22 protein-coding genes are annotated in these 23,668 nt (G+C 74.7%); 13 read left to right on the top strand and 9 right to left on the bottom strand.

Annotation, left to right across the window (positions count from 1 at the left end; all coding sequences use genetic code 11):
* Positions 1-113 precede the first annotated feature (113 nt).
* From K1Y72_RS30480 to K1Y72_RS37670, 5 genes are all read left to right on the top strand, one after another.
* Positions 114-923, top strand: coding sequence for an IclR family transcriptional regulator (locus K1Y72_RS30480; protein WP_220169968.1), 810 nt, complete (start codon positions 114-116; stop codon positions 921-923).
* 95 nt (positions 924-1,018) lie between these two features.
* On the top strand, positions 1,019-1,999 hold the full coding sequence (locus K1Y72_RS30475; protein ID WP_220169967.1) for a sugar kinase: 981 nt from the start codon (positions 1,019-1,021) through the stop codon (positions 1,997-1,999).
* Complete coding sequence (locus tag K1Y72_RS30470) at positions 1,996-3,276, top strand: enolase C-terminal domain-like protein (RefSeq protein WP_220169966.1); 1,281 nt, start codon at positions 1,996-1,998, stop codon at positions 3,274-3,276. Before K1Y72_RS30475 ends, K1Y72_RS30470 begins: the two co-directional genes overlap by 4 nt.
* Positions 3,277-3,458: 182 nt before the next feature.
* Positions 3,459-5,078: a DUF4214 domain-containing protein gene (locus tag K1Y72_RS30465; protein WP_220169965.1), complete on the top strand. Its 1,620-nt coding sequence runs from the start codon at positions 3,459-3,461 to the stop codon at positions 5,076-5,078.
* Between the two features lie 49 nt (positions 5,079-5,127).
* Complete coding sequence (locus tag K1Y72_RS37670) at positions 5,128-5,577, top strand: protein kinase domain-containing protein (RefSeq protein ID WP_372453048.1); 450 nt, start codon at positions 5,128-5,130, stop codon at positions 5,575-5,577.
* Here the strand turns inward: K1Y72_RS37670 and K1Y72_RS30455 are convergent.
* Positions 5,507-5,827 carry a GroES family chaperonin gene (locus K1Y72_RS30455; protein ID WP_220169963.1) on the bottom strand — a complete coding sequence of 107 codons (321 nt, stop codon included), beginning with the start codon at positions 5,825-5,827 and terminating at the stop codon, positions 5,507-5,509. The two genes, K1Y72_RS37670 and K1Y72_RS30455, sit on opposite strands and share 71 nt — an antisense overlap.
* A gap of 313 nt (positions 5,828-6,140) precedes the next feature.
* Between K1Y72_RS30455 and K1Y72_RS30450 the strand changes: the two genes are divergently transcribed.
* Positions 6,141-7,307, top strand: coding sequence for a family 2 encapsulin nanocompartment cargo protein terpene cyclase (locus tag K1Y72_RS30450; protein WP_220169962.1), 1,167 nt, complete (start codon positions 6,141-6,143; stop codon positions 7,305-7,307).
* Positions 7,308-7,371: 64 nt separating this feature from the next.
* Positions 7,372-8,241, top strand: a complete 870-nt coding sequence (locus K1Y72_RS30445) for a geranyl diphosphate 2-C-methyltransferase (RefSeq protein WP_220169961.1) — start codon at positions 7,372-7,374, stop codon at positions 8,239-8,241.
* Between the two features lie 33 nt (positions 8,242-8,274).
* On the opposite strand, the gene K1Y72_RS30440 is transcribed toward K1Y72_RS30445, so the two are convergent.
* The 7 genes from K1Y72_RS30440 to K1Y72_RS30410 form a co-directional block, all read right to left on the bottom strand.
* Positions 8,275-9,216: an NAD-dependent epimerase/dehydratase family protein gene (locus K1Y72_RS30440; RefSeq protein ID WP_220169960.1), complete on the bottom strand. Its 942-nt coding sequence runs from the start codon at positions 9,214-9,216 to the stop codon at positions 8,275-8,277.
* A gap of 19 nt (positions 9,217-9,235) precedes the next feature.
* Positions 9,236-9,988 carry a serine protease gene (locus K1Y72_RS30435; protein WP_220169959.1) on the bottom strand — a complete coding sequence of 251 codons (753 nt, stop codon included), beginning with the start codon at positions 9,986-9,988 and terminating at the stop codon, positions 9,236-9,238.
* Between the two features lie 9 nt (positions 9,989-9,997).
* Positions 9,998-10,945, bottom strand: coding sequence for a DMT family transporter (locus K1Y72_RS30430; protein ID WP_220169958.1), 948 nt, complete (start codon positions 10,943-10,945; stop codon positions 9,998-10,000).
* A gap of 127 nt (positions 10,946-11,072) precedes the next feature.
* Positions 11,073-11,840, bottom strand: coding sequence for an SDR family NAD(P)-dependent oxidoreductase (locus K1Y72_RS30425; protein WP_220169957.1), 768 nt, complete (start codon positions 11,838-11,840; stop codon positions 11,073-11,075).
* Positions 11,841-11,850: 10 nt separating this feature from the next.
* Positions 11,851-13,311 (bottom strand): flavin-containing monooxygenase, encoded by a 1,461-nt coding sequence (locus K1Y72_RS30420; RefSeq protein ID WP_220169956.1) that lies wholly within the window; start codon positions 13,309-13,311, stop codon positions 11,851-11,853.
* Positions 13,312-13,375: 64 nt separating this feature from the next.
* Positions 13,376-14,455 (bottom strand): alkene reductase, encoded by a 1,080-nt coding sequence (locus K1Y72_RS30415; protein ID WP_258574156.1) that lies wholly within the window; start codon positions 14,453-14,455, stop codon positions 13,376-13,378.
* Positions 14,456-14,486: 31 nt separating this feature from the next.
* Positions 14,487-15,695 (bottom strand): MFS transporter, encoded by a 1,209-nt coding sequence (locus K1Y72_RS30410; RefSeq protein WP_220169955.1) that lies wholly within the window; start codon positions 15,693-15,695, stop codon positions 14,487-14,489.
* A 122-nt stretch (positions 15,696-15,817) separates the two neighbouring features.
* On the opposite strand from K1Y72_RS30410, the gene K1Y72_RS30405 reads away from it, so the two are divergent.
* Positions 15,818-18,787 carry an AfsR/SARP family transcriptional regulator gene (locus K1Y72_RS30405; RefSeq protein ID WP_258574155.1) on the top strand — a complete coding sequence of 990 codons (2,970 nt, stop codon included), beginning with the start codon at positions 15,818-15,820 and terminating at the stop codon, positions 18,785-18,787.
* A gap of 735 nt (positions 18,788-19,522) precedes the next feature.
* Complete coding sequence (locus K1Y72_RS30400) at positions 19,523-19,936, top strand: hypothetical protein (RefSeq protein ID WP_220169954.1); 414 nt, start codon at positions 19,523-19,525, stop codon at positions 19,934-19,936.
* Positions 19,937-20,416: 480 nt separating this feature from the next.
* Here the strand turns inward: K1Y72_RS30400 and K1Y72_RS37420 are convergent, their stop codons facing one another.
* Complete coding sequence (locus tag K1Y72_RS37420) at positions 20,417-21,265, bottom strand: GntR family transcriptional regulator (protein WP_220169953.1); 849 nt, start codon at positions 21,263-21,265, stop codon at positions 20,417-20,419.
* A 499-nt stretch (positions 21,266-21,764) separates the two neighbouring features.
* On the opposite strand from K1Y72_RS37420, the gene K1Y72_RS30390 reads away from it, so the two are divergent.
* The 4 genes from K1Y72_RS30390 (at position 21,765) to K1Y72_RS30375 (ending at position 23,632) form a co-directional block, all read left to right on the top strand.
* Positions 21,765-22,199, top strand: coding sequence for an ATP-binding protein (locus K1Y72_RS30390; RefSeq protein ID WP_220169952.1), 435 nt, complete (start codon positions 21,765-21,767; stop codon positions 22,197-22,199).
* Entirely contained in the window at positions 22,196-22,585 is a 390-nt protein-coding gene (locus tag K1Y72_RS30385; protein ID WP_220169951.1) for a DNA-directed RNA polymerase subunit alpha C-terminal domain-containing protein, read from the top strand. The genes K1Y72_RS30390 and K1Y72_RS30385 overlap by 4 nt, the downstream gene beginning before the upstream one ends.
* Entirely contained in the window at positions 22,582-22,869 is a 288-nt protein-coding gene (locus K1Y72_RS30380) for a hypothetical protein (RefSeq protein ID WP_220169950.1), read from the top strand. Before K1Y72_RS30385 ends, K1Y72_RS30380 begins: the two co-directional genes overlap by 4 nt.
* A 370-nt stretch (positions 22,870-23,239) precedes the next feature.
* Positions 23,240-23,632 carry a helix-turn-helix domain-containing protein gene (locus tag K1Y72_RS30375; protein WP_220169949.1) on the top strand — a complete coding sequence of 131 codons (393 nt, stop codon included), beginning with the start codon at positions 23,240-23,242 and terminating at the stop codon, positions 23,630-23,632.
* The last annotated feature ends 36 nt before the right edge of the window (positions 23,633-23,668 follow it).

Here is a 23,668-nt window from a genome sequence, read left to right as displayed (position 1 = left end):
TCATCCTTGTGAATGAAGTTCTGGTGTGCGAACATAAGTGAACCGTGACGGATGCGTCAAGATGTTGGCGAGCGTTACCCCCCATCGTCGGCGGCTCGTGATCCGGAGGCCACGTGAGCGGTCAAGGCAGGCAGAACCCCCAAGGCGGCGCGAGCGAGAGGGGCGCGGGCGCGGTCAAATCGGCCTCCCGGACGCTGGACGTCCTGGAGCTGCTGAGCTCGGCCCCCGATCCGCGCACGCTGGCCGAGATGGCCGTGCTCCTGGAGGTGCCGAAGAGCAGCCTGCACGGCATCCTGCGGACCATGCAGGCGCGCGGCTGGGTGGAGGCCGACGGCACCGGGACGCGCTACCGCCTGGGCGTGCGCGCCCTGCTGACCGGCACCGCCTACGTCGACGGCGACGACATCGTCGCCATCACCGCCGCGATCCTGGACCGGCTGTCGGAGGAGACCGGCGAGACGGTGCACCTCGGCCGCCTGGACGGCCCCGACGTCGTCTACCTGGCCAAGCGCGAGTCCACCCACGCGGTGCGGCTGTACTCGGCGGTCGGGCGCCGCCTGCCCGCGCACGCGACCGCGCTCGGCAAGGCCCTGCTGGCCGCGCACGACCCCGGCGAGGTGGACCGGCGGCTGAACTGGCCGCTGGCCTCCCTCACCCCCACCACGATCACCGATCCGGCCGAGCTGCACGCCGAGCTGGAGCGCGTCCGCGCGCGCGGCTACGCCGCCGACGAGGGCGAGAACACGCCCGACATCCGCTGCGTCGCCGTCGCGCTCGCCCAGCCGGCGGCCGGCGTCAACGCCCTGAGCTGCTCGGTGCCGCGGACCCGCGCCTCCGACGAGCGGATGGCCGAGCTGGCCGGGGCGCTGCGGCGCGCCGCGCGCGACATCGACCCGCTCGCGCAGCGGCTGCGCACGACCTGAGTCCTCGGGCGGGGGCGGGCGGGCCGTTGACAGGACTCTTTCCCGGCTTCTAGGTTCAAATACATGCACAGTATTCATATATATGAACGACGGGGGTGACGGTGGACGTCTTCACCCTCGGCGAGGCCATGGTCTGCTTCGCTCCCGCCGCGGGCCTGCTGGACGCCGCCGACGACTACCGCTGCTCGGTCGGCGGCGCCGAGCTCAACACCGCCGTGGGGCTCGCCCGCCTCGGCCGCAACGTGCGGTGGACCTCGCGGCTGTCGGCCGACCCGCTCGGCGACCGGATCGCCGCCGTGCTGCGCGCCGAGAACGTCGGCGCGGCGCCCCTGCCCCGCGCGGCCGGCCGGCCCACCGGACTCATGCTGAAGGACCGGCCGGGCGGCGAGGCGCGGGTCCTGTACTACCGGCGCGGCTCGGCGGCGGCGCTGCTCGCGCCCGAGGACATCGACGAGGACGCGGTGCGCTCGGCGCGCCTGGTGCACGTCACCGGCATCACCCCGGCGCTCGGCCCCGGGCCGGCCGCCGCGGTCCGGCGCGTCCTCGCCGTCGCCCGCGAGGCGTCGGTCCCGGTCAGCTTCGACCCGAACTTCCGCCCGCAGCTGTGGGACGCCGCCGAGGCGGCGGCCGCCTACCGGGACCTGCTGCCGTCGGTCGACCAGCTCCTGTGCAACGAGGCCGAGGCCCGGCTCATCACCGGCCGCCCGGAGGCGGCCGAGGCGCTGGAGGCGCTGGCGGCGACCGGTCCCGGCACCGTGGTCGTCAAGCGCTCGGGCGACGGGGTCCTCGCCTCCTGCGCGGGGCGCCTCCTGCACGCCCCCGCCTGGACCGTCACCGATCCCGTCGACACGGTGGGCGCCGGCGACGCCTTCAACGCCGGCTGGCTGCACGCCTGGCTGGAGGGGATGGACGCCGGCCTCGGCCTGCGGCTCGCCGCCTTCGTCGCCGCGCAGGTGGTCCGGCATCCCGGCGACTACGAGGGCTTCCCCGACGCGGCGGCCGTCTCCGCCTGGCTCGCCGCCCACGGCGGCCCGTCCACCGACCACCTTCCCGACACCACGGAGGCCACCGCGTGAACGACACGGCTCCCACCGTCCTCGCCCGCGCGCCCTGGGACGGCGCCCGGCCGGACCGGCTGCGCGTCACCGCCGTCCGCACCTTCCTCTGCGCGCCCCAGGGCTGCCCCTACCTGATCGTGCGCGTGGAGACCAGCGAGCCGGGCCTGTACGGGCTCGGCTGCGCCAGCGACCCGCAGCGGACGCTGGCGATCCGGTCGATCGTCGACGACTACCTCGGGCCGCTGCTGGTGGGCCGCGACCCCCGCGACATCGAGGACGTCCACCGCCTGCTGCTGAACAGCGCCTACTGGCGGGGCGGATCGCTCACCGGCAACGCCCTGGCCGGCGTGGACGTCGCGCTCTGGGACATCAAGGCCAAGGCGGCGGGCGTCCCGCTCTACGACCTGCTGGGCGGGCGCGCCCGGCAGGCGGCGACCGCCTACACCCATGTCAGCGGCGGCGACTCCGGCGAGCTCGCCGAGCTGGTCCAGGCCGCCGTCGAGGAGGGCTTCGGCCACGTCCGCGTCCAGGTGAACGTGCCCGGCGCCGACGCCTACGGCACGCACACCGGCGACGAGGCCGAGGCCGCCGCGCTCGCCGCGCGCGACGGCCGCTGGGACGGCGAGGCGTACCTGCGGCTGATCCCGCGCACGCTGGCGGCGGTCCGCGAGAAGGTCGGCGACGGCGTCGAGCTCCTGCACGACGTGCACGAGCGGCTCACCCCCGCCCAGGCCCGCCGGCTCGTCCGCGACCTGGAACCCGCCCGGCTGTTCTTCCTGGAGGACGCCCTCGCCCCCGAGGACGCGGCCTACTTCCCGCAGCTGCGCGCCGCCGGGACGGTGCCGCTGGCCGTGGGCGAGCTGTTCAGCGACCCCGCGCAGTTCGTCCCGCTCATCGCCGACCGCGCCATCGACTACGCCCGCATCCGCGTCCCCACCCTCGGCGGCCTCACCCCCGCCCGCAAGCTGGCCGCCGCCTGCGAGCTGTTCGGCGTCCAGCTCGCCCCGCACGGGCCGGGCGACGTCAGCCCGGTCGGGCGCGCCGCCACCGTCGCGCTGGACGTCAACGCGCCGAGCTTCGGCATCCAGGAGGCCGCCTGGTTCACCGACGCCACCCGGGAGGTCTTCCCGGGCGCGCTCGACGCCCGCGGCGGCGTCCTGGAACCCGCCGAGGTCCCGGGGCTCGGCGTCGACTTCGACGAGGCGGCCGCCCGGCGGTACCCGCCGACCGCGCCCCTGGAACACGACCGCTGGGCGCTGCTGCGCAACCGCGACGGGAGCGCGCAGCGGCCCTGAGGCCGGTTCCCGCGGCGCATGGACGGCACTGCCATTCCTTCACATGCACGTAATTCATATATGTGAATGATTATTGTCGCTTTGGCGCCGATTTGGACGATCGGAAAGGTTGACGGTGATCTAGGCCGCCTCTATGTTCATATATAAGTAATTCGTTCATATATATGAACATAGGAGGACCGATGTTCCCCCGCAGAAGGTCCGCGTCCGGCCGGGAGCCCGGCCGCCGCCGAACCCCGCTCGCGCTCGTGGCGGCGGCCGCCCTCGCGGCCGCCGCCACGACCGTCCCGCCGGCGGCCGCCGACAGCGGAGCCGTGCCCGTCCAGTACGTGGCGAAGCTGTACACCGAGGTCCTCGGCCGGGCGCCGGACCGGGCCGGCTACGCCGGCTACCTCGCGGGCTTCGCCGCGTCGGGCTGCTCGCCGACCTCCCTGCGCGAGGCGGGCGAGTCCTTCTTCACCAGCGGCGAGTTCAGCGCCGCGGGCTACGACCACGCCCAGCAGGCGCTGGTCGCCTACCGCGCGGTGCTCAACCGCGAACCCGACCCGGGCGGCCTCGCCGACGCGATCGCGCAGCTCGACGCGGGCCGCACGATCGTCAACGTCATCGACGGGTTCTACGCCAGCGGTGAATTCACCGACCTCGCCGGCCGCATCTGCGGCGCGAACGACCCCGACTACGGGTGGGGCACCCTCGACGCGGCGGACCTGCCCGTCTCCGGTCCCGGCTACTCCGGCGACCAGGCCGGTCTCCAGGCGGCCCTGGACGCCGCCGGCTCCGGCGGTTCGGTGACCCTCGCCGAGAACGCCGTCGTCCGGCTGACCGGCACCCTGCGCATCCCGAGCGGCGTGCACCTGTACACCACCGGGCAGCCCAAGGCGACGCGCTACGCGGCGATGGGGCGGCTCGTCCGGCAGCCGGGCTGGAGCGGGGAGAGCGTCCGGGTCGAGCCGGGCGCGCGGCTGACCAGCGTGTGGGTCACCGGGGACCGGACGCGGGAGACGTCCTACGACGCCGGCCGCAAGAACATCCGGACCGCCGGCGGCGCCGACACCGTCGTGCGCGACGACCGGGTCGACGAGACCGCGGGCGCGACCAGCCTGGAGACCCTGACCGCCGCCTACGACGGCGTCGCCCAGTGCGCGCGGCTGACCGTCGCCGACAACCTGATCACGGTGTACAGCAGCCGGCACGGCGGCGGCCTGTGGAGCGACGGGATCAGCAACCACTGCGAGGACGCCGACATCTCCGGCAACGGTGTCGTCGACGCCACCGACGTCGGCATCGTGAGCTTCGTGCTCGGCACCGCCGTGGCTCAGCGCTCCCACGTGCACGGCAACCTGGTCGTGCAGGCCGGCCACGAGTCCTACGGCATGCTCGGCGCCGACCCCTACTTCGACGACGGCCCCGGCGACGCGCCCGGGAACGCCAGCCGCAGCTTCGCCGGCTTCCTGCTGGAGGACAACACGCTCTACACCAGCGACCGCGTGATGACCGAGTTCGGCATCGCCGTCGGCACCCGCGAATGGTTCGGCGACCGCACCAAGACCGCGTCCGGCGGGACCTGGTCGGGCAACACCAGCGACGGCGGCACCGTCCGCGCCATGGTCGGCATCGTCGTCAGCGGCATGCTGGACGTGACCGTCACCGGCAACGACCTGAACACCGACGTCCGGTCCGACGGCCGGTCGAGCTGCACGCCCGCCGCCGTCGGTGCCAGCGTGAGCGCGGGGTACGCCTCGGGCACGCTGCCCGCCCACACCGACGCCTTCTACAACGGCTGCCTGGTCTCCGAGCCGTAGCCGCTCCCGCGCCCGGTCCCGCACCTGCGCGGGACCGGGCGCGGAGTCGCTGCACCGCGACGTCGCGGTCAAGGAACTGCTGGTGCCGGCCGGGATCGACCCGGCCGAGCATCGTTTGCGAGCTGCCCGTATGCCGCGCGAGGCGCGCAACGCCGCCGCGTTGGACCATCGCAACATCGTTACGGTGTTCAATGCGGTCGAGTGCGAGAACGCTCCATTCCTGGTGCTGGAACTGGTACGCGGTCCCTCCCCCGCTCAGGTCGTCGCCGAGGACGGTCCGCTGATACCGGCCCGTACCGCCGAGATCGGTCTGATGGTGCTGGATGCGCTATGCGCCGCCCACAGGGCGGGAATCGTGCACCGCTGCGCCGTCGGCTGCCGCTGCCGGCCGTTTCCATCGAGTGGCGGCCGACCTTCGGCCGGCGGGGTCAGAGGTAGAGGCCGGTGCCGTGCTCGGGGCGTTCGGAGGCGATGGCGTGGAGGTCGCGTTCGCGCATGACCAGGTAGTTCTCGCCCTGGATCTCGACCTCGAACCGGTCCTCGGGGTGGAACAGGACGCGGTCGCCGACCTTGACGGTGCGGACCAGGTGCCCGGTGCCGCAGACCTCGCCCCAGTGCAGCCGGTTCGACTGCTCGACGGTCGCCGGGATCACGATGCCGCCGGTGCTGCGACGCTCGCCGCTGTCCTTGTCGCTGCGGATCATGACGCGGTCGTGGAGCATCTGGACTTCGAACTTGGGCACGGACACGGGGGCGAATCTACCAGTCCCCAAGGGTGGCCCAGGCGATGGTCGATGCGGCCCTGCTGATCGTGCTCAGGGTGGCTGACCTGCGTTGATGCGCGGACGCAGGGGAGAGAGGGGAGCGGGTGGGGCGGTGGGGGCGGATGGGGGCGGTGTTCGGTTGTGCGACACGTGGCGCGAGGGGGAGTTCCGTCTAACTTTGGTCTCCCTGTGCGTATCGGGACGGATACTTTAAGTCATCTCTGCTTTCCCGTTAGCTTCTTGGTGAACAGGAAGCGACTCGGGTCGCACGGTAGACGACGACAGGAAGGCCGCCCGCATGTCGACCGCCCCCGTCCCTCCCGGTGCCCGCAGCGGGCGCATCGCGGCGCTGCTCGCCGGGCCGACCGGGATCGGCACCGCGAGCGCCCGTCGGTTCGCCCCGCGCCCGTCCGTGGCGCCGCCAGCCGAGCCCGCGCCGTCACTGGCCGAGCACGTGCCGCCGGACGTTCCCGCGGGGGCGGCGGAGGACGACCGGCACATCGCCGGGCTGTACTGCCCGCCGGCGGTCCGGGACGACCGGGCGCTCGCCGACGCCGTCAACGCGGCGCTGCTGGCGTGGGTGCGCGACGAGCTGCGCATGGACGAGCCGTGGGTCGAGGCCAAGCTGCTCGCGTTCGACCCCGGCCGGTCGGTGATGCTCTGCCATCCCGACGCGCCGTCGCTGGAGCACCTGCTCGTCGCCGGGCGGTTCCTGGTCGCCGAGAACGTCGTCGACGACTACTACTGCGAGGAGGAGGAGCTCGGCGGCGGGCCCGACGGGCTCGGCGCGCGGCTGCTGGTCGCCCAGTCGGCCATCGACCCCTCGCACCTGCCCGCCGCCTACGCGCCGCAGTGGGCGGCCGCGCTGGACGCGCATCCGGCGCCCCGGTCGCTGGTGTCGGCGATGGCGCACTTCGCGGCGCTGGCCTCCGACGCGCAGCTGCACCGCTTCCGGCACGACACCGCCAACCTCTACCTCGGCTACCTCGCCGAGGCCGCCGACCTGCAGACGGGGCGCACGCCAGCGGTGTGGGAGTACCTGACGCAGCGCCAGTTCAACAACTTCCGGCCCTGCCTCACCATCACCGACTCGGTCGGCGGCTACGAGCTGCCCGCCGAGCTGTTCGCACGGCCGGACGTGCAGCGCGCCACCGCGCTCGCCTCCACCGCCTCGACCGTCCTCAACGACCTGTACTCGCTGCGCAAGGAGATGGCGCTGGACCGCCCGCACCACAACCTGCCGACGGTCATCTCCGCCGAGGACGGGTGCGACATCCACGAGGCGTTCCGGCGGTCCGTCGCCGTGCACAACGAGCTGGTCCACACCTTCGAGCACCTGGCGGCGCCGCTCGCGCCGCTGTCGCCGGTGCTCGCCCGCTACCTGGCCGGCCTGTCCAACTGGATGGGCGGCAACCACGAGTGGCACTCCGGGCTCGTCGGCACCCGGTACGCCACCGGGCCCTGACCCTTCCGCACCGGGGCCCCGCCGTGCCAGCACCGTCTCATCAGCACCGTCGCAGAGGAGATCCATGACGACCATCGGCACCGACCCGCAGTCGCCCGCCCTCACCAGCTACCAAGGCGACGTCGCCACCTACTGGAACGCCGAGGCCGACCCGGTCAACATCCGGCTCGGCGACGTGGACGGTACCTACCACCACCACTACGGCATCGGTGAGGCGGACTGGTCGTGCCTGGACGCCGCCGAGCCCGAGACGGCGGTCATCAACGAGCTGCACCGGCTGGAGTCGGCGCAGGCGTCGCTGCTGCTCGACCACCTCGCGTTCGGCGGGCAGCCGCTCCGCGAGGGGCACCGGGTGCTGGACGCCGGGTCGGGCCGGGGCGGCAGCAGCTTCATGGCCAACGAGCGGTACGGCGTGCAGGTCGACGGGGTGTCGATCTCGGCCAAGCAGGTCGGGTTCGCCAACGACCAGGCCCGCCGGCGCGGCGTGGACGGCAAGGTCCGCTTCCACCTCGCCGACATGCTCGACACCGGCCTGCCCGCCGGGGAGTTCAACGCGATCTGGAACAACGAGTCCACCATGTACGTGGACCTGTACGACCTGTTCGGCGCGCACTCCAAGCTGCTGAAGCGCGGCGGCCGCTACGTCACCATCACCGGCTGCTACAACGACGTCTACGGCCAGGTGCCGTCCAAGGCCGTGTCCACCATCAACATGCACTACGAGTGCGGCGTGCACTCGCGCCGCACCTACTTCGCGGCGATGGCGGCGAACCGGCTCGTGCCCGCCGCCGTCGTCGACCTGACGGCCGCGACGATCCCGTACTGGGAGCTGCGGTCCAAGTCGTCGGTCGCCACCGGCATCGAGGAGGCGTTCCTGTCGTCCTACCGCGAGGGCAGCTTCCAGTACCTGCTGATCGCCGCCGACCGCGTCTGACGGTGCGCGGCCGGGCCGCCCCCGCCGCCCGGATCAGCGGGCGGCGAGGGCGGCCCAGGAGTCCGCGATGATCGTTTCGAGGGTGGAGCGGGCCGGGCTCCAGCCGAGCTCGGCGCGGGCGGCGGAGGCGTCGCAGACGAGCGCCGGCGGCTCGGACCGCGGCGGCCGGTGCACGACGGGGACGCGGCGGCCGGTGACGCGCTCGACGGCGGCGACGACCTCGGCGACCGAGGCGACCGCGCCGCCGCCGACGTTGAGCAGCCGCTCGCGGCCCGCGCCGCCCGCCTCCAGGGCGGCGACGCAGGCGGCGGCCAGGTCGTCGACGTGCAGGTACTCGCGGACGGCCGCCCCGTCGCCGTTGATCTCCAGGTGCGGGCGGTCGCCGCGGGCGGCGGCGAGGGCGTTCGGGATCAGGCGGGTGGTGCCGGGGTCGGGACGCCCGTCCACCGACCCGGCCACGTTGAAGGTGCGCAGCACGGTCGCGCCGATGGCGCCGGTGCGGGCGGTGAACAGCAGGAGCTGCTCGGCGGCGAGCTTGGACGCCCCGTAGGGGCTGGTCGGAGCGGCCGGCGCCGACTCGGGGATCGGCTGCCGCTCGGGCGCCCCGTACACCGCCGCCGTCGACCCGTAGACGACGGACGGCGCGGACGGCGCGCCGCCGCCACCGGCGGAGGCGAGGGCGGCGAGCAGGTGCACGGTGCCCTGCACGTTGGTGGCGAAGAACCCGGACGGGTCGGCGAACGACGCACGGACCTCCGTCCGCGCCGCCAGATGGCAGACCCCGTCGTAGCGGCCGTCCACCGCGGCGCCGAGGGCGGCCGGGTCGAGCAGGTCGCCGATCACCGGCCGGACGCCCGGCGGCAGCACCGCGCCCGGGTCGCGGACGAGCCCGTCGACGTCGTGCCCGGCGGCGGCGAGGCGCCGCCCCACCGCGTAGCCGACGTATCCGGCCGCCCCCGTCACCAAGACCCGCATGGGTCCAGCATGGCCGCGGTCAGGGCAGGTCGGCAACGGAGGTGTAGACGCCCGGGTAGCCGGGGCGGCCGCAGCCGAGCCCCCAGGAGACGAGGGCGGCGACGCGGCCGTTCACCAGCAGCGGGCCGCCGCTGTCGAACGTGCAGCTGTCGGTCCTGCCGTCGCCCGCGCACGCCATGTCCGCGGGGTCGTAGGAGTCGCCGTAGACGGCCGTGCAGGCGGCGGTGTCGCGGATCGGGACGGCGGCGTCGCGCAGCTTGGTGTTGAGCAGGTCGTTCTCGGAGGTGGTGCCCCAGCCGGCGATGGTGCCGGCCGCCGCGCCGGCGGGCGAGCCGAGCCGGACGGTGGGGCGCGCCACCTTGCGGTCGAGGGTGAGGATCGCCAGGTCGTGGTGCGGCACGGTCTCGTCCTGGAACGTGGTCTCCCGGTACTGGGGGTGGACCTTGACGCTGCGGACGCCGACCTGCTCGCCGCCGCGCTCGACGAGGTCGGAGCGGCCGAAGGTGACGGTGAGGGCGCCGGGCACGTACTTGGCGATCGAGACGCAGTGCCCGGCGGTGAGGAGCTGGTCGGGGGCGATGAGGACGCCGCCGCAGAACTGCCCGGCGGGTCGCAGGAAGAACACGGGGGAGCCGACGGCGGCGAGCCACGGGTAGCGGGCGGCGTCGGCGGGTGCGCCGCCGGCGACGGCGTGCGCGGGTGCGGGGGAGGCGGCGAGGGCGCAGCCGGCGAGGGCGGCCACGGCCGCGGCCCGGCGGAGGGGGGAGGCCATGTCCGCAATCTAGGCGTTCGTCCCTCTGGGTGCACGGCGTTCGGCCGCCTCCGGATGCCCGTTCGTACGCTCGTAGCGGGGGAACAGGACGACGGCGACGAACGTGAGCGTGAACCCGGCGGTGCGCAGCCAGTGCTCGCGGGCCTCGCGCGGCCAGTGCTCGCCGAACAGCACCATGCTGCTGACCAGCAGGTAGGTGCGGCCGATGACGGTGAGGACGGCGGCGACGACCGCGATGCGGCAGCGCTGCAGTGCCACCTGGAGCTGGCCGAGCGCGATGGCGGCGATGCCGAGCGTCAGGTAGGGGTAGGGGGAGCGGAGCACGTCGGTGATGCCGCCGGTCTGGTCGTAGCGGATCGCGATGCCGCGGACGCCGGCCTCGGCGAGCCCGGCGCAGGCGCCGGCGCCGATGCCGTAGGCGACGCCGGCGAGGCGGCGGGCGTGCCGGCCGCCGGCCCGCCGGTCGCCGACGAGCCAGATGAGGCCGGCGACGACGACGGCGGGCGCGAGCACCGCGAGCATCGGCCACGGCGCGCGCAGCGTGTGCAGCAGCGAGGCGTCGGCGCGCAGCGCCTGGTCGTCGCCGGCGGACAGCCCGATGAGGACGGTGGCGAGGACGAACAGCGCGATGCTCGCCCACTCGCGGGCGCCGAACCGCTCGCCGAGCCCCCACACCGCGTAGGTGACGAGCAGCACGAGGCTGACGGCGAACACCGGCTGGGCGGCGGCGAGCGGCATCGCGGTGAACGCGACGACCTCGCCGGCGAGCCCGGCGAACAGGATCAGCCCGCCGGCGAACCAGACCGGCGAGGTGAGCATGAGCCCGGCGACGTGGAAGGGGCGGCTGCCGCGCAGCGGCGGCATCCGCAGCGCGGACGCGCGGAAGAACAGGAACGCGGCGTAGTAGGCCGAGGTCGCGAGCAGCGCGAGGGCGGCGTAGCCCAGGTCGTGACCCATGTGCGGGGCCTTTCGGGGGCAGGGGCGGGGGTGGTGCCGCCGGCCTGCGCCGAAAACCGACGATCATGTAACCCTGCCCCGCTGCGGGCCGCCGCACAAGGCCCGCTCCGCGACCGGAAGCGGCGGGTCAGTCGTAGCGGCGGCCGGTGCGCGCCGACACCTTCGCGGCGAGGCCCGGCGGCACGAGCCGCGACGCCGCCACGATCGCCTTGTAGCGGACGTCGGGGACGCTGACGACGGCGCCGCGCCGCAGGTCGCGCAGGGCCTGGTCGACGACGTCGTCGTCCTTCAGCCACATGAACGACGGGACGCTCGTCACGTCCATCCCGGCGCGCTCGTGGAACTCGGTGCGGACGAAGCCGGGGCAGAGGGCCATGACGCGCACCCGGCCGCCGCCGCGCGCGGCGACGTCCTGCATGGCGCCCTGGCTGAAGCTGACCACCCACGCCTTGGACGCCCCGTAGGTGCCGCGCGTCGCGAACGCCGCGACCGAGGCGACGTTGACGACGGCGCCGCGGCCGCGTTCCAGCATGCCGGGCAGCGCCGCCGAGGTGATGCGCAGCACCGCCTCGCAGTGCACTTTCAGCATGGTGAGCTCGTCGGCGACGGGGACGTCCAGGAAGACGCCCTTGTTGCCGAATCCGGCGTTGTTGACGACCAGGTCGGCGCCCTCGCGGGCGCGGTCCTCGACGGCCGCGATGCCGGCGTCGGTCGAGAGGTCGGCGGTCAGGGTCTCGGCGGCGACGCCGTACCGGTCGCGCAGGTCGCGGGCGGCGGCGTCGAGGCGGCCGGCGTCGCGGGCGACGAGGACGGCGTCCAGGCCGTCGGAGGCGAGGCGGCGGGCGAAGGCGGCACCGATGCCCGCGGTCGCGCCGGTGATGAGAGCGGTCGGCATGCCCCCGAGACTAGGGCGTGCGGTGGGCGTGGAAGTCGCGGGGGTCGGGGCGGCGGGTGGCGTTGCGGTAGGCGAAGGTGAAGCCCGGCCAGTTGTTGGTGACCTTGCCGTTCTCGGTCTTGTACCAGCTGGTGCAGCCGGCCTCCCAGACGGTGCCGTGCAGCCGGTCCTGCATGTCGCGGTCGAACGCGGCCTGCGCTTCGGCGCGGACCTCGATCCAGTCCAGGCCGGCGCGGCGCATCGCCGCCAGGCAGCCGAGGACGTAGCGGTGCTGCGACTCCAGCATGTAGATGATCGAGTTGTGGCCGAGGTTGGTGTAGGGCCCGTAGAGCAGGAACAGGTTGGGGAAGCCGTGCACGGTGATGCCGAGGTGGGCCGCGGCGCCGCCGCGCCAGGCGTCGTTCAGGTCGCGGCCGCCGCGCCCGGTGATCCGCATGGGGGCGAGGAAGTCGGTGGAGGCGAACCCGGTGGCGTAGACGACGACGTCGGCGGGGTGCTCGGCTCCGTCGGCGGTGACGACGGCGCCCTCGGTGAGGCGCGCGATGGGTTCGGTGACCACCTCGACGTTGGGGCGGGTGAGCGCCGGGTAGTAGTCGTCGGAGATGAGGATGCGCTTGCAGCCCATCGGGTAGTCGGGGACGAGCCGGGCGCGCAGCGCGGGGTCGGGGACCCGCGCGGCGAGCTCCTTGCGGAACTGGCGTTCCACGACGCGCATCAGCTTGGGGTACTTGATGAACCCGAGCGCGCGCGACTCGTACAGGGTGTAGGTCTTGGCGCGGCTGAGGGCGTGCGTGCCGGGGACGGCGGCGAGCAGCGCCTTCTCCCAGTCCCGGTAGGGCCGGTCGGGCTTGGCGATGACGTAGGGCGCCGACCGCTGGAAGACGGTGAGCGCGCCGGCCTCGCGGGCGATCTCGGGGATGATCTGGACGGCGCTCGCGCCCGTCCCGATGACGGCGACGCGCTTGCCGCGCAGGTCCGCGCCGTGGTCCCAGCGGGCGGAGTGGAAGCTCGTCCCGGCGAAGGCGTCCCGGCCGGGGATCGGCGGGAGGGCGGGCCGGTTGAGCTGCCCGCAGGCCGCGACGAGCACGCGCGCCGTCAGCTCGCCGCCGGTCGTGGCGATCCGCCAGAGCCCGGCGGCCTCGTCGAAGGACGCGCCGGTCACCTCGGTGCCGAAGCGGACGCGCTCCAGCACGCCGTACTTGCGGGCGCAGTGCTCCAGGTACTCCAGGATCTCCGGTTGCGGCGGAAAGCGGCGCGTCCAGTCGGTGCGCTTCTCGAAGGAGAAGGAGTACAGGTGCGAGGGGACGTCGCAGGCGGCGCCGGGGTAGGTGTTGTCGCGCCAGGTGCCGCCGATCGAGCCGGCCTTCTCCAGCACCACCACGTCGCGGTACCCGGCCCGTTCCAGCCGGATCGCCATGCCGATGCCGCCGAAGCCCGCCCCGATGATCACTACGTTGTGCGGGGTCGCCATCCGCGCTCACGCCTTTCCGAAGCGTTCGAAGCGTCCGATGGCCCGAGCGTAAGTGACCATTGGGTCAGCTGGCCAGCGCCGGATAGTCGGTGTAGCCCTCCGCGCCGCCGGTGTACATCAGGTACCGGTCGCGGACGGGGTTCAGCGGCGCGCCCGTCCGGAGCCGCTCGACGAGGTCGGGGTTGGCGAGGAAGGCCCGGCCGAGCGCGACGAGGTCGGCCCCGGCCGCGAGCAGCCGCTCGCCCGCCGCGCGCCCGCCGTCGGCGGGCGGCGGTCCCGGCCACGGCAGCCGCGGGTTGCCGATCAGGACGCCCGGCCACGCCGCGCGCAGCTCGCCGAACAGCGCGTCGCCCGGGTCGGCGAACACCACGTGCAGGTAGGCGAGCCCGTCCCCGGCGAGCTCGCCGGCGAGCGTCCGGTACAGGACGGCGGTGTCGTCCTCGGCGATGCCGTTCACCGTGACGCCGGGCGCGATCCGCACGCCGACGCGCTCGGCGCCGACGGCGGCGGCGACCGCCCGCACGACCTGCACGGTGAAGCGGACGCGGCCCGCGACCGTCCCGCCGTAGGCGTCGGTGCGGCGGTTGGTGTTGCCGGCCAGGAACTGGTGCAGCAGGTAGCCGTTGGCGGCGTGCACCTCGACGCCGTCGAAGCCCGCCGCGACGGCGTTGCGCGCGGCGGCGGCGAAGTCGGCGACGGTCGCCTGGACGTCGCGGACGGTCATCTCGCGCGGCACCGGCGCCGGCAGCGGCCCGCCGCCGGTGTGGACGGGCTCGCCGAGCGCGACGGGGGAGGGGGCGAGCGGGACGAGGCCGCTGTTGGCGGGGTGCCCGACGCGGCCGCCGTGCTGGAGCTGCAGGAACATCCGCCCGCCGGCCGCGCGGACGGCGCCGGTGACGCCGCGCCAGCCCGCGACGTGCTCGGGCGCGTAGATGCCGGGGATGTTCGGATAGGTCCGGCCGACGGCGTTCGGGGTGGTCGCCTCGGCGACGATGAGCCCGGCCGTGGCGCGCTGGGCGTAGTAGGCGGCCATGAGCGGGCCGGGGGTGCCGTCGGCGGCGGCCCGGTTGCGCGTCATCGGCGCCATGACCAGGCGGTTCGGCAGGTCCAGCGGCCCGAGGCGGGCGGGCGAAAGCAGGTCCATGACGGTTCCTTCCGAATTCAGGAGGCGGTTGTCAGGAGGCGGCAGGGAAGCCGTGGCGGCGGGCGCCGAGCACCGTCGCGACCACCGGCAGCAGGAGGACGAACGTCGTCCAGGCGAGAGCGCCCGACCCGAGCAGGCCGAGCAGCAGGCCGCCCGCGAGCCCGCCGGCCGCCATGGCGACGTTCCACAGGGTGACCAGCAGCGCCTGCGCGGCGTCGGCGGCGCCCTCGCCCGCCCGGCCGCCCGCCTCGCCGGCGGCGGTCTGCAGCAGCGTCGGCGCGCCGCCCCAGCCGAGGCCCCACAGCACGACCGCCGGGTACACCAGGGCCGGTCCGCCCGCCGACGGCGCCAGCGCGGCGGCGGCGACGGCGACCAGCAGAGCCCCGGCCAGGGTCAGGACCCGCAGCCGCCGGTGGATGTGCGCGCCGACGAACCAGATCGCCGCCAGCGACGCCGCCCCGAACACCAGCAGCACCGGCCCCGCCGCGCCGTCCATCCCGGCCCCGTCCAGGTAGGAGGCGACGTAGGTGTACAGGACGGTGTGCGCGAGGACGAACACGAACGTCACCGCCATCACGGGCGCCACGCCCGGGACGCGCAGCGCGCGCGGCCGCTCGGCCTTCCCGGCGGGCTGCCCCGGCAGGTCGGGGACGGCCGCGACGATCCAGCCGAGCAGCACCAGCGTGAGGCCCGTCATCGCCAGGAACGGCGCCCGCCACCCGGTGTGCTCGCCGAGGAAGGTGCCCGCCGGCACGCCCAGCGACAGCGCCACCGGGATGCCCGCCATCGCGACGGCGATCGCCCGCCCCTGCAGATGCGCGGGCGCGAGCCGCCGCGCGTACCCGGCGAGCAGCGCCCACGCCAGCCCCGCCGCGATGCCCGCCACGAACCGCGACGCCATCGTCAGCAGGTAGTGAGACGACAGCGCCGTCACGGTGTTGGCGACGGCGAACCCCGCCATCGACGCCAGCAGCAGCCCGCGCCGCCGCCAGGCCGCGGTGAGCGCGGTCAGCGGGATGGCGGTGAGCGCCGTCCCGACCGCGTATACGGTCACCGCCTGCCCGGCGGCGGACTCGCCCACGTGCAGGCCGCGGCTCATGCCGGGCAGCAGCCCGGCGGGCAGCGTCTCGGTGAGGCTGGTGACGAACACCGCCGTCGCCAGCGCCAGCAGCGCCGCCCAGGGCAGGCCCGGCGGGGCGTCCGTCCCGGCGTCCGCGGCCCGATCCTGCTTCACGGTCATGTCCACGCTCCCTGTCGGCGCGCCCTTCTCCGGGCGCTCGCCGCGTACTCTGCCGGGGGCCGCTTCGGGTCCGCTGACGGTCCGCTTCGGGTCCGCCCGCGGCCGCGTGTAGCGTGCACGCCATGCGGTTCGGGGTGCTCGGTCCCGTGATGGCCTGGGACGACGGCGGCGCGCCCGTCCGCGTCCCCGAGACCAAGGTGCGGGCGCTGCTGGCGGCGCTGCTCGCGCACGAGGGCCGCGTCGCGTCCGCCGACCGCCTCGTGGACGACCTGTGGGGCGGCGCGCCGCCCGGCAACCCCGCCAACGCCCTGCAGGCCAAGGTGTCGCAGCTGCGCCGCGCGATCGGCCGCGACCGCGTCGTCCACCAGCCGCCCGGCTACCGCCTCGCCCTCGGCCCCGGCGACCTCGACGCCGCCCGCTTCCGCGCCCTGGCCGCCGACGCCCGCGCCGCCACCGGCCCGAAGGCCCGCGCCGCGCTGCTCGCCGAGGCCCTGGACCTGTGGCGCGGCCCCGCCTACGCCGACTTCGCCGACGCCGGCTTCGCCCGCACCGCCGCGCACGCCCTGGACGAGCAGCGCCTCGCCGTCGTCGAGGAGCACGCCGAGGCGCGCCTGGACGCCGGCGACCACGCCCTGCTCGCCGGGGAGCTGGACGACCTGGTGGCGCGCCACCCGCTCCGCGAGCGGCTGCGCGCCGCGCACCTGCGCGCCCTGCACCGGGCGGGCCGCACCGACGACGCCCTCGCCTCCTACGCCGACCTGCGCCGCCGCCTCGCCGCCGAGCTCGGCCTCGACCCCGCGCCCGAGCTGGCCGCGCTGCACGAGGCGATCCTGCGGCAGGCCGAGACGCCCGCCACCAACCTGCCCGCCCCGCTCACCGACCTCGTCGGCCGCGACGCCGACGTCGACCGGACCGTCGCGCTCCTCGCCGGCGCCCGCCTGGTCACCCTCACCGGCCCCGGCGGCGTCGGCAAGACCCGCCTCGCCCTCGCGGCCGCCGCCCGCCTGGCCGCCGACCAGCCCGACGGCGTCCGCCTCGTGGAGTTCGCCGCGCAGCGCGGCGGCGCCGCCGACCTCGCCCAGCAGGTCGCCGACGTCCTCGGCGTGCGCGGCGACGCGCCGGACGCGCCCGCCGCGCGGCTGGCGGCCGCGCTCCGCGACCGCCGCACCCTGCTCGTCTGGGACAACTGCGAGCAGGTCGCCGAGGCCGCCGCCGACCTCGCCGGGACGCTGCTGCGCGCCGCGCCGGGCCTCCGCGTCCTCGCCACCAGCCGCGAGCCGCTCGGCCTGGACGGCGAGACGGTTGCCGCCGTCGAGCCCCTCGGCCCCGCCGACGCCGCGCGCCTGTTCACCGCCCGCGCCGCCGCCGCGTCCCCCGGCCTCACCCCCGACCCCGAGGCGATCGCCCGGATCTGCGCCTGCCTGGACGGCATCCCGCTCGCGCTGGAGCTGGCCGCGACCCGCGTCCGCGCGCTCGGGCAGCGCGAGCTCGCCGCGCGCCTCGCCGACCGGTTCGCCGTCCTCACCGGCGGGCGGCGCGGCGCCCCCGCCCGGCAGCGGACGCTGCGCGCCGTCATCGACTGGAGCTGGGACCTGCTGAGCGTTCCCGAGCGCGCCGTCCTGCGGCGCCTGTCGGTCTTCGCCGGCGGCGCCGACCTGGAGGCGGCCGAGGCGGTGTGCGCGGGCGGCGACGTCGCCCGCGCCGACGTCCTCGACCTGGTCACCCGCCTGGTGGACCGCTCCATGGTCGTCATGGCCGAAGGCACCCGCGGCCCCCGCTACCGGCTGCTGGAGTCGGTCGGAGCCTACGCCGCCGAACGCCTGGCCGAGGCGGGCGACGGCCCCGCCGCCCGCGACCGCCACCTGCGCCACCACCTGGCCCTCGCCGAGCACGCCGCGCCGCGCCTGCACGGCGCCGACCAGGCCGCCTGGCTGGACCGCCTGGACGCCGAGGCCGCCGACCTGCGCGCCGCCTTCGATCACGCCGCCCCGCCCGAGGCGGCCCGCCTCGCGTCCGCGCTCGCCTGGTGGTGGCTGCTGCGCGGCCGCCTGCACGAGGCCCGCGCCTACACCGCCGCCGCGCCCCCGCTCGTGCGGGACGCGTTCGCGCTGCTCACCGGCGACCGTCCCGCCCCGCCGCCGCCGGGCGAGGACGGCCGCGCCCTCTGGCTGCACGCCTACGCCCTGCTGCACGCGGGCGACCTCGCCGCCAGCGCGGAACGCAACGCCCTCGCGCTCGCCCAGTTCACCGCCGCCGGCGACGACTGGGGCACCGCCGCCGCGCTCGGCCTGGCGGCGCTGCTGGCGATGTACCGCGGCGACCTCGCCGCCATCGACCGCGACGGCGAGCGCTCCGCCGCCCTGTTCGCGCGGCTCGGCGACCGCTGGGGCGAGCTGCTGACCGTCCCGCCCCTCGCCGCCCTCGCCGAGATCCGCGGCCGCTACGACGAGGCGCGCCGCCGCCAGCGGGCGGGCCTCGCCATCGCCCGCGGCCTCGGCCTGGAGACCGAGGTCGCCGCCCGCCTGTCCGGCCTCGGCCGCCTCGCGCTCCTCGCCAACGACTGGGACGCCGGCCGCGACCTGCACGAGCGGGCCCTGCACCTGTCGGCGTCCCAGGGCCACCCCTACGGCGAGCTGCACGCCCTCATGGGCCTGGCCCTCGGCGCCCGCCGCTCGGGCGACCTGGACGGCGCCGCCCGCCACCTGGCCCGCATCCGCGACGCGTACGCCTCCTCGCGCGTCGGCGAGCACCTCCTGCACGCCGAGCTGGGCTTCCTCGCCGAGCAGCGCGGCGACGCCGCCGAGGCCGCCGCGCAGCACCGCCGCGGCCTCGCTCTCGCCCGCGCGCTGGCCGAACCCCGCGCCCTGGCCCTGTCCCTCGAGGGGCTGGCCGGCGCCGCGTCCCTGGACCCCGCCCAGGCCGACCGGGCGGCGGCCCTGCTCGGCGAGGCCGACGCCCTGCGCCGCAGCGTCGCCGCCCCGCTCCCCGCCGCCGAACGCTTCGACGTCGACCGCATCACCGCCCGCATCACCGCCCGCATCACCGCCGCCCGCCCCGCCACCCCCCATGACCACCCGCCCACCCCCGGTTGAGATGCGGCGTGTTGGGCACTTTGAAGATCGAAAGTGCCCAACACGCCGCATCTCAACGATGCGGGGGGCGGTGATCTGGGGTTGCGGGCCGTTCCGGTGCAGTGGGGTCGGTTCGGTTCCGTGCCTGGTCATTGCCGGTATGGGGGTGTGGGGGTGCCGGGGCGCTCGGGTGCGTTCTGGGGCGTTGCGGCCCTTCGGGATGACGCCGTGGTGACGCGTCCTGCGGCAGGGTCGGGGCGGGTGCTGCGGCGTCGTCGGTTCGTGTCAACAGGCGGGTGGGCTGGTGCTGGTCGGGTGGGCTGCGGGGCGCGCTGTGGGTGGCGGGATGCGGCCTTGACCGGGGCGGCGGGCCGCTAGCCTTGTGCGGCTCGGGGCGGCACTCGGGCTGCCCGCATTGGCCCCGGTGCGGCCCGCCGGAGGGGTCCCCGGTCAAGGCGGCATCCGGTCACCTGGCGCACGCCCGGCCCCGTGGGGGTGCGGGGCTGGGCGGACCGCTGGTCCTGATCTGCGACGTGGACCTTTTGGGGCGGGGGCCGGGTCGCCTGCGTGGGTGTGGGCGCTGGCCGCCTGCGGCGGCTCGTTGCAAGGGGGCGGGGGTCGGGGTTGGTTGGGAACCAAGGAAGCGGCACTGGTGCGCCTGCTGGGGCGTTGAGCGGACGGCATGGGAACGGTGCGGGTGGTGCCTGCTTGATCCGGGTATCACCTGATCTTGGCGATGTGGCGGCGGGAGGCCGGATGAGCGCGGACGGGGTGACGGCGGGGACGACGGGGACGACGGGCGAGGGTACGCGGTTGCGGGTGGTGTTCACCGAACCGCAGAGGTGGGGGCCGGTGGAGGCCGACCGGCTGAGCATCACGGCAACGCGGGTGGTCTTTGTGGACGCGAACGGGAACACGGCCCTGGATGTGCCCGCCGAGACGATCCAGAGCGTGAACCAGGGGGCGGAGGCGCGAACGGCGCGGCTGCGTGAGCGTGCTCCGCGTCATGGCCGAGCGTGGACGGAGCCGGAACGTGTGGTGCTGCGGGAGCTACTGGCGGCGGGTGCGGACATGGCGGAGATGACCCAGCAGACCGGTCGGAGCGCGAACGCGGTGCGGAGCGAGATCAAGCGTCTGGAGTCGGGCGCGGGCGGGGGGAACGGCGGCTAGCCGACGCGAGCGGGCGGACGGCGCGCGGTGTGTGGTTCGGGACGCGCGGGAGGTTCCCGGAGATGGGGCGGAGCGGTGATCAGGTAGCTGGGAGCCGCAGCACGCCACCGTACGCGCCGGGCCGCGTGGGGTAGGGGCCCCGCGCGGTCCCGTGCGCGGTGCGGTGGCGGTGCTGCGGCGATCCGGCGTGAGCCGGATCGCCGCGACGACTGAGGCGGCGGGGGGCCGGACGCGGCGGAGCGGGCCACGAACGGCGCGGCGGCCGTCGCGCGATGCGGAAGGCGTGGCCGGCGCCACCCCCGGCCCCGGTCGGCGAGAGCTACGCGGGTGGGGCCGGCGACGCCTGGCCGGTGCGCGCGGATGGGCGGGATGCGCGCACCGCTGAGTGCGGGCACGTGCGGGGAGGGCGCGAAGCGCCCGACCCGTGCGGGTCGGGCGCGAAGCGGTGCCTTGACCTAGTAGGGAAAATCCTCACACGCCTTAGACGTCACGGGGCGCGACCGGAGGTCCGTCCGGGCCGTCCGATGTATGCGGCCAAGTAGCGGCACCCTCACGGCGCAGCTTGGATATCTCCTCGATGCGGTCACCGGGGATGATGACCTGCGTGACATCGACGACTTTCTCATCCTTGGCGCTGTAGCTAAGCCTCACGATTTCCCAAACTGGAAGATCCGCAGGGATGAGGAGAAGACGAGTCTCCGCCTGGGTTGGCATACGGACACGCTTGCGCTCCATCCACTCAAGAGGGCCGTGCCCAGCACTCTCGATGGCGTCGATCCAAGCGCCGGGGCCGGTGCCGTGGGGATCCTTGACCTCTGGCACCTCCTGCACGATGCGGGGATGGATCCACGTGGCGGAAATCTGAAAGGCGGGTTCGCCGGGCGGACCCGTGACACGTAGGCGACGAAGGGCTGGGGCTCCGACGGGGACATTGAGCATGTGAGCAAGGCGGGCGTCTTCGACGGGCTGTTCGCTGATGTCGCGCTTGCCATGGTCGATCCAGAGTTCGTTACCCATGGCAGCAGGGAACGAGTAGCCGCCTGCGATCTCCTGGCCATCGCGAACGTGGCGGGTATTTCGTCTCACAAGATCGGTACGGATGATGACCTTGCGGTGCTCGGGGCGAACGACTGTGCCGCGTCGTGGTACTGAGACCAGGCGTCCAGCTTGGGCGAGCTTCTGAACGGCGCGTGCGATGACATTGCGGCTGACCTGGTAGTGCTGCGCCAACTGCTCCATCGGCGGCAGCGTCTCGCCTGCCTTCCACTCCTTGTCCTCGATGCGACGCAACAGGTCATCAGCGATCTCGTTGTACCGCGCTGACCCCACGTGCTCATCCCCTCACAGAGACTTATTTGTTGAAGCTTATTGACGGCAGCGCGAGTCTAGCGGCACGATGGCCACCCGGCATTTGTTGAAACAAATGCCTTCGGGTCGCTGTGCCAACGCGCAAGGGAGACCTACCCGTCATGGCAGACACAACCACAGGCGTCCGGGGTGGGGCCACTGGTGTGGGCCTCAGGATCGCAGGTTCGGCACGCACTCCGGGAGACACGCGAGAGCCGAGCGTAACCATGGTGCGCTTGCACGCATTGTTCAGGCTGGTACGTGAGCTGCGGTTGTTGGGCTGCACTTCGATCCTCTACACCCCGGGGGGAAGCGAAGCAGTCCTAGGCGTTCGCCGTCCCGCTGACGCGCGAGCGCTGGACGTGGGGACCGGGCAGATCGGCGGCGTGGATCACTACCTGTGGATCGGTGGCGAGTGCCCGGTGAGTGACCCGGGACGCGCAGCTCACATGGTCGCGGTGTCGGCTGGGGTGGTGGCGCGGTGAGGGTCTGGACGGGGTCGGATGTGGCGGTGGTAGGTCATTCGGCGGTGGTGGGGGGTGAGCCGTTGGTGCGGCGGGCGCGGCGGTGGCTGCGGGACGTGGTGGAGAGGGCGGCGCCGTGGGTGGAGATCGGTGATGTGGATCTGTTGGCGTCGGAGGTGCTGACGAACGCGGTGCGGCACACCGCGTCGCGGGAGCCGGGCCGGTCGGTGGTGGTGGCGGTCGCATGGGAGGCGGGGGTGGTGCGGGTGAGCGTGACCGATGAGGGGTGGGCGAAGAGCCGCCCACAGGTGCGGACAGCGTCGGAGGTGGCGGAGATGGGTCGTGGGCTGGCGCTGCTGGATGCGCTGGCGGCGGGGTGGGGTCATGAGGTCGGGCCGGGGCTGGGGTGTCCGGTGACGGTGTGGTTCGAGATGAAAGAGGTGCGGGCGTGAGCGTGGATGAGGATGCGGGTCTGGTGGCGCTGGGGGTGTCGGCGCGGACGCGGAGCGCGTTGCGGTCGGGGCTGCGGTCGTATGGGGACGTGACGGTGGGCGATGTGGCTCGGGCGGCGCGCGCGGGCGAGTTGCGGGAGGTGCGGAACATCGGCCCGGAGAGCGAGGAGGAGATCATGCGGGCGTTGCGGGCCTTCGGGCTGTTGCCGCCGCGTGAGGACGAGAGCCCGCAGCGGGCGGCGCTGGTGGTGGCGGTGGACCTGGTGCGGGAGGTGTTCCGGGAGGCGATGGAGCGGGCGCAGGTGCCGGAGTCGCTGCGGTCGGCGGTGGAGGCGCACGCCGGTGAGGCCATGGCCATCCTGGTGCCCAAGGGGGCGGACCGGTGACGGACACGGCGGGGCAGACGGCCGGGCAGACGCCGAGGCGGGAGGTGCTGCCGGACGGGGTGGTGCTGGCGCGGGCGGTGGAACTGGTGAGCGCGGCCTACGGGGATGCGATGCGGGCTGTGGGGCTGCTGCCGGGGAAGGTGACGGCGATTCACGCGCTGGCGGCGAGCACGCTGGGGGATGCCTTGTCCCCGGACGGGGAGAGCGACGGCGAGGGTGCGGGCGACGGCTGCGGGGGCGGCTCCGGGGCTGGCGCTGGGGACGGGTCGGGGACGGGCGCGTGAGGAGGCTGGTCGCGGGGCTGGTGCGTGAGGTGGCGGAGGTGCGGGCCGATGAGTTGGAACACCTGCTGCTACGGCGGGGGATGGCGGTGGAGCGGGTGGCCGGTGATGAGGCGTCAGTGCGGGTGTGGGTGCGGGGGGCGTGGGCCGGGACGGCGGCGGTGGTGTCGGTGCGGTGGGGCTGGATGTGGTGGCGGTTGGAGTCGGACCGGTGGGGGCCGCTGGGGTGGGTGACGTGGCGGCGGTGCCCGGTGCTGGCGGACGTGGTGGCGGCGCGCGTGCGCAAGTTAGGTCCGGGGACGGCGTTATGACCGAGCCGGGCGCGGGTGGGCTGGTGGTGGTACCGGCTCGGGTGATTGTGCTGGTGGCGTGAGTGCGGGAGCACTACGGGCGGGCGGCTCCGGTGGCGGAGATGGTGGCGGCGCTGGGCTGTGGGGCCGATGAGGTGGCGGCGCTGACGGCGCGGTATCTGGGGTGTTCTCCGGCTGAGGTGCTGCGGGCGGTGCGGCTGGGGCGGGCGCGGGCGGCGCTGCTGGCCTTGATGCCGCAACGCGGGACGGTGGCCGAGGTGGCGCGGTCGGCGGGGTACCGGGACGTGCGGCGGTTCCGGCAGGACTACCGGAAGCGGTTCGGTGAGCTGCCGTCGCGGACGCTGCGCGTGGGCATGACCGGCCCGGCCCCGGACGGCGCGGATGGTGCGGACGGGCAGAGGGGCCGCGGACACGGGTCGCGCGGTGGTGAGGGTGGGCCGGCGGAGCCCGCGTAGCGGCCCCGTAGGGGCGACCGGAGGGAGGTCGGCCGG

The organism is Actinomadura parmotrematis, assembly GCF_019458805.1.
In the GTDB taxonomy this organism is placed as follows: Bacteria; Actinomycetota; Actinomycetes; order Streptosporangiales; family Streptosporangiaceae; genus Spirillospora; species Spirillospora parmotrematis.
This window is presented reverse-complemented; position numbering and strand designations above follow the sequence as displayed.